The 4,505-nt window shown below is 71.4% G+C and carries 4 protein-coding genes; all 4 read right to left on the bottom strand.

What is annotated here, in order from left to right:
* Positions 1-39 precede the first annotated feature (39 nt).
* Positions 40-2,568, bottom strand: a complete 2,529-nt coding sequence (locus ABZY11_RS43025) for a SpoIIE family protein phosphatase (protein ID WP_356484393.1) — start codon at positions 2,566-2,568, stop codon at positions 40-42.
* Positions 2,569-2,759: 191 nt separating this feature from the next.
* Positions 2,760-3,188: an ATP-binding protein gene (locus ABZY11_RS43020; protein WP_356484392.1), complete on the bottom strand. Its 429-nt coding sequence runs from the start codon at positions 3,186-3,188 to the stop codon at positions 2,760-2,762.
* Between the two features lie 256 nt (positions 3,189-3,444).
* Positions 3,445-3,657, bottom strand: a complete 213-nt coding sequence (locus tag ABZY11_RS43015; RefSeq protein WP_356484391.1) for an acyl-CoA carboxylase subunit epsilon — start codon at positions 3,655-3,657, stop codon at positions 3,445-3,447.
* A 38-nt stretch (positions 3,658-3,695) separates the two neighbouring features.
* Positions 3,696-4,505: carboxyl transferase domain-containing protein (locus ABZY11_RS43010; protein WP_356484390.1), on the bottom strand; the 810-nt coding region annotated here is incomplete at its 5' end.

The following is a 4,505-nucleotide window of genomic DNA, read 5'->3' as shown; positions in this document are numbered from 1 at the left end:
CGGGCGGCCCCGGCAGCGGTGGCCCGCCCGGTGGCCGGCTCAGTACATGCTCAGCAACTGCTCGACCGAGAGTTCGGCGGCCGGCTCCCCGTCGGGCAGGGCCAGTTCGAACCAGACGGTCTTGCCGCGCGGTGTCCGCCGCGATCCCCAGGCCACGCTGAGCAGCCCGACCAGCTGGAGTCCGCGCCCGCCCTCGTCGGTGTCGCGGGCCCGCCGTCGGCGGGGCTGGACGAGTCCGGCGTCCCAGACCTCGCACACCAGGGTGCGGTCGCGCAGCAGCCTGAGCCGGATCTCGCCGTCCCCGTACCGCAGGGCGTTGGTGACCAGCTCGCTGACCAGCAGTTCGGTGGTGTCCACCAGATCGTCCAGGCCCCAGGCGAGCAGCCGGCCGCGGGCCAGTTCGCGGGCGCGGCCGACCGAGCGGGGTTCGCGGGGCAGCCGCCAGTCGCCGACCGCGTCGGCCGGCAGTCCCTGGATACGGGCCACCAGCAGGGCGATGTCGTCCTCGCCGTGCCCGGTGTCGAGGCTGGTCAGCACGTGGTCGCAGACGTCCTCGATCGGCCGTTCCGGTTCGACGAGCGCTCCGCGCAGGGCTTCGAGTCCTTCGTCGAGCGGATGGTCGCGGGACTCGACGAGCCCGTCCGTGTAGAGGGCGAGCAGGGAGCCCTCCTTCAGTTCGACCTCGACCTCCTCGAAGGGTTCGCCGCCGACGCCGAGCGGCATTCCGGGCGGGACGTCGAGCAGCAGGGCGGCCTCGCCGGGTTCGACCACGGCGGGCGGGAGGTGGCCCGCGTTGGCGAAGGTGCACCGCCGGGTGACCGGGTCGTAGACCGCGTAGACGCAGGTCGCCAGGTAGACCTCGGAGAGGTCCGCCTCGCGGGACTTGTGGGCGGCCCGCGAGGGCCACTGGGAGCCACCGGACGCGTTGCCGCCGCCGGGGGTGCCCAGTCCGCGGGCGACCTCGTCGAGCGCGGAGAGCACCTCGGCGGGTTCCAGGTCCAGCAGGGCCAGGGTCCGTACGGCGGTGCGAAGTTCGCCCATGGCCACGGCGGCCCGCAGCCCGCGGCCCATGACGTCGCCGACGACGAGGGCGGTGCGGTGGCCGGGGAGTTCGATCACGTCGAACCAGTCGCCGCCCACCTCGGTGGCCGTGTTGCCGGGTAGGTAGCGGCAGGCGATGTCGAGCCCGGCGGCCACCGGGTCGCCGGGCGGCAGCAGGCTGCGCTGGAGGATGAGGGCGCGCTCGTGCTCGCGCCGGTAGAGCCGGGCGTTGTCGATGCAGACCGCGGCGCGGGCGGCGAGTTCGGTGGCCAGTGCGCGGTCCCGCTCGCCGAAGGGTTCGCTGCCCTTCGTACGGGAGAACTGGACGAGGCCGACCACCGTGTCGTGGGCGACCATCGGTACGGCGAGCGTGGACTGGACGAAGCCCCGGTCGTCGCCGGGCACGTCCTCGACATGACCGGTGCGCAGGGCGATGGCGCACGGCGAGTTGAACGAGAAGCGGTGCACGGAGCCGAGCTCGGGCGAGCCGGTGTCCGCGGCGATGTCGGGCAGGGCGTCCGCCACCGCGCTGGCCAGGGCGACGCGGCGCAGTTCGGCGGAGCCGCCGACGGATTCCTGACGGAGCGAATCCCAGCTGCCCGGTGGGGCGTCGTCGCCGGTGAGCAGCCCCTGGTAGAGGTCGACGGAGGCGAGGTCGCAGAAGCCGGGCACGGCGACGTCGAGGAGTTCGCGGGCGGTGGTCTCCAGATCGAGGGAGTTGCCGATCCGGGCGCTGGCCTCGTTGAGCAGGGCGAGGTTGCGGCGGGCGCTGGCGGCCTCGCGGGCGGCGATGTGCCTGCGGGTGACATCGGTGGCCAGTCCGGCGACGCCGATCGGGCGGCCGGAGCCGCTGTGCACGCGGTAGAGGTTCATGGACCAGTGGCGGCTGCCGGGTTCGCCGGGCGCGGTGCCGACGATCAGGAGATCGGTGACGGACGTCCCGGTCTCCAGTACGCGTTCGATGGTGACGGTGAGCCGGTCGGCCTCGGGGCCGGAGAGGTAGTCCTCGACCGTGCGGCCGCGGTGGTCCTCGGCCCGGCCGCCGAAGACGGTGGCGAAACGCTGGTTGGCGCGGATCACCGAGAGGTCCGTGCCGAACAGCACGAAGCCGAACGGCGATTGGCCGAATATGGCCTGTGAGGCGGCAAGGTCCGTCTCGATGTGGCGCAGTGCCCGGACGTCCACGACGATGCAGAGCGCGGCCCGTTCCCCGCTCGCCGTCTCGCTCGGCATCACATAGATCTCGGCGAGCCCGCGCACGGCCTCCTCGCCCGGTATCCGGAAGGGGACCAGGCCCGTCCACTCCTTGCCGTCGAGGATCTCGCGGACCCTGCGGCGGCCGTCCGTGCGCAGTTCGGCGGGCATGAACGCCTCGACCGGATCCATGCCCACCGCTTGGTCTGCGGCAATGCCGAAGAGGCCGGCGGCCCGGCGGCTCCACTGCTCGATCAGACCATCGGGGCCGATCGAGAAGGAGGCGACCCTGATGTAGTCATAGATCGAGCCAGGCGGGCTGCTCTGCCACACGATCCCGCCCGCTGTCCCAGGTATTTCGCTCACGCGACCGTCCCCTCCAGCTCACACACCGGACCGGTCCTGTCCGCAGTATTCAGCACTCCGGCCTAAACCGACACGGCGTTCACGATCACAGCACGGTCTCAGTACCTTTCAGCCAGCTTCTGGCCTATCGCTGGTGATCGCTGCGTCCCACCCCACTCCTAACCAGGCAGGGCCAGCTCGAACCACACGGTCTTGCCGGTCTTTCCCCGTCTGGTCCCCCAGCGACGGGCGGAACACGCCACCAGCTGGAGTCCTCTGCCCCCTTCGTCCTCGGGTCCCGCCATACGTTCGGTGGGCGGATCCGGAAGCGGATCGGAAACTTCCACGAGCAGTCCCGGATGGGCCGCGGGGGCGTCGCCGTTGAGATGAGGGCGTACCAGGCGGACGCCGATGGGGCCCGATGTATAGCGCATCGAATTGGTGACCAACTCGCTGACCAGCAGAACCGTCACATCCCCGACGGCGGTGTCGAGCCCCCAGGCGCTCAACGCCTCATGGACCGCGTGCCGCGCGGATCGCACGGCGCCCGGCACAGCCGGGAAGGTCCACTCGGCGCAGTCGCCTTCACTGTCGATCACGCCGATCACTTCCCAAGACCAGCAGCGGGGAACGCCCTGTTTACAGGGGCTATTCAGCACATACCCGAAATTTGGGGTGAACTATCGCCAGGATCGACACGTGGGGCGTACGGGTGTATGGCCGCGCACGAACAGATGTGCAATGGGAGAAGGGGCGCACGGGGCGATCGGCACGCGCCGCCACCTGGGTGTCCGCCTCGGCCGGCCACCCTCCCGGCGCCCCCGCGCGTATCCGTGCCGCGCCCGGCCCCGCCGGCCCGCCGCCCTACTCCCCGGCCCGCCAGGAGACCGGCGGGAAGCCGTGGGCGCCGGCGCGTCTCCAGGTCGCGGCCGTCGACCCCGGCACCGGGGCGCTCCCCTCTCCCCCTTGCAGGGCGGTGAGCACCACCGTGACCGCGGCGAGTTCCTCGGGCGTCGGTGCGCCGCTGACGACCCGCACCGAGGCGGGTCCGGGCGGATCCTGCAGAGCGTTCGTCATGCTTCGTCCACTCCTTGCGTCGTGTGGACCCGCCCGGCTCAGGCGGGCGGGTTGCCGTGTTTGCGCGCGGGCAGCTCGGCGTGCTTGCGGCGCAGCATCGCCAGGGAGTCGATCAGTAACTCCCGTGTCCCGGCAGGGTCGATGACGTCGTCGACCAGGCCCCGTTCGGCCGCGTAGTACGGATGCATCAGTTCGGCCTTGTACTCCTTGACCAGCAGGCCGCGCATCACCTCCGGGTCGCCGGACTCCGCGATCTGCCGGCGGAAGACGACATTGGCCGCCCCTTCCGCCCCCATCACCGCGATCTCGTTCGCCGGCCAGGCGAAGGACAGATCGGCCCCGATGGAGCGGGAGTCCATGACGATGTAGGCACCGCCGTACGCCTTGCGCAGAATGACCTGGACCCGGGGAACGGTGGCGTTGCAGTACGCGTAGAGCAGCTTGGCGCCGTGCCGGATGATTCCGCCGTGCTCCTGACCGACCCCGGGCAGGAAGCCGGGTACGTCGACGAGGGTGACCAGGGGAATGTTGAACGCGTCGCAGAACTGGACGAAGCGGGCCGCCTTCTCCGAGGAGTGGATGTCCAGGACGCCTGCGAGGGACTGCGGCTGGTTGGCGACGATGCCGACGACCTGTCCGCCCAGCCGGGCCAGCGTGCAGATGACGCTGGTGGCCCAGCGCTCGTGGACCTCCATGTGCTCCCCGTGGTCGACGATCTCCTCGATCACGGCACGCATGTCGTACGGCCGGCTCCCGTCGGCCGGGACCAGGTCGAGCAGGACGTCGCCGCGCCGGTCGGCGGGGTCGTCGCTCGCGGCGGCGGGCGGGTTCTCGCGGTTGTTGGAGGG

Origin of the sequence: Streptomyces sp. NPDC006510 (assembly GCF_040611955.1) — a bacterium.
Taxonomy (GTDB): Bacteria; Actinomycetota; Actinomycetes; order Streptomycetales; family Streptomycetaceae; genus Streptomyces.
This window is presented reverse-complemented; position numbering and strand designations above follow the sequence as displayed.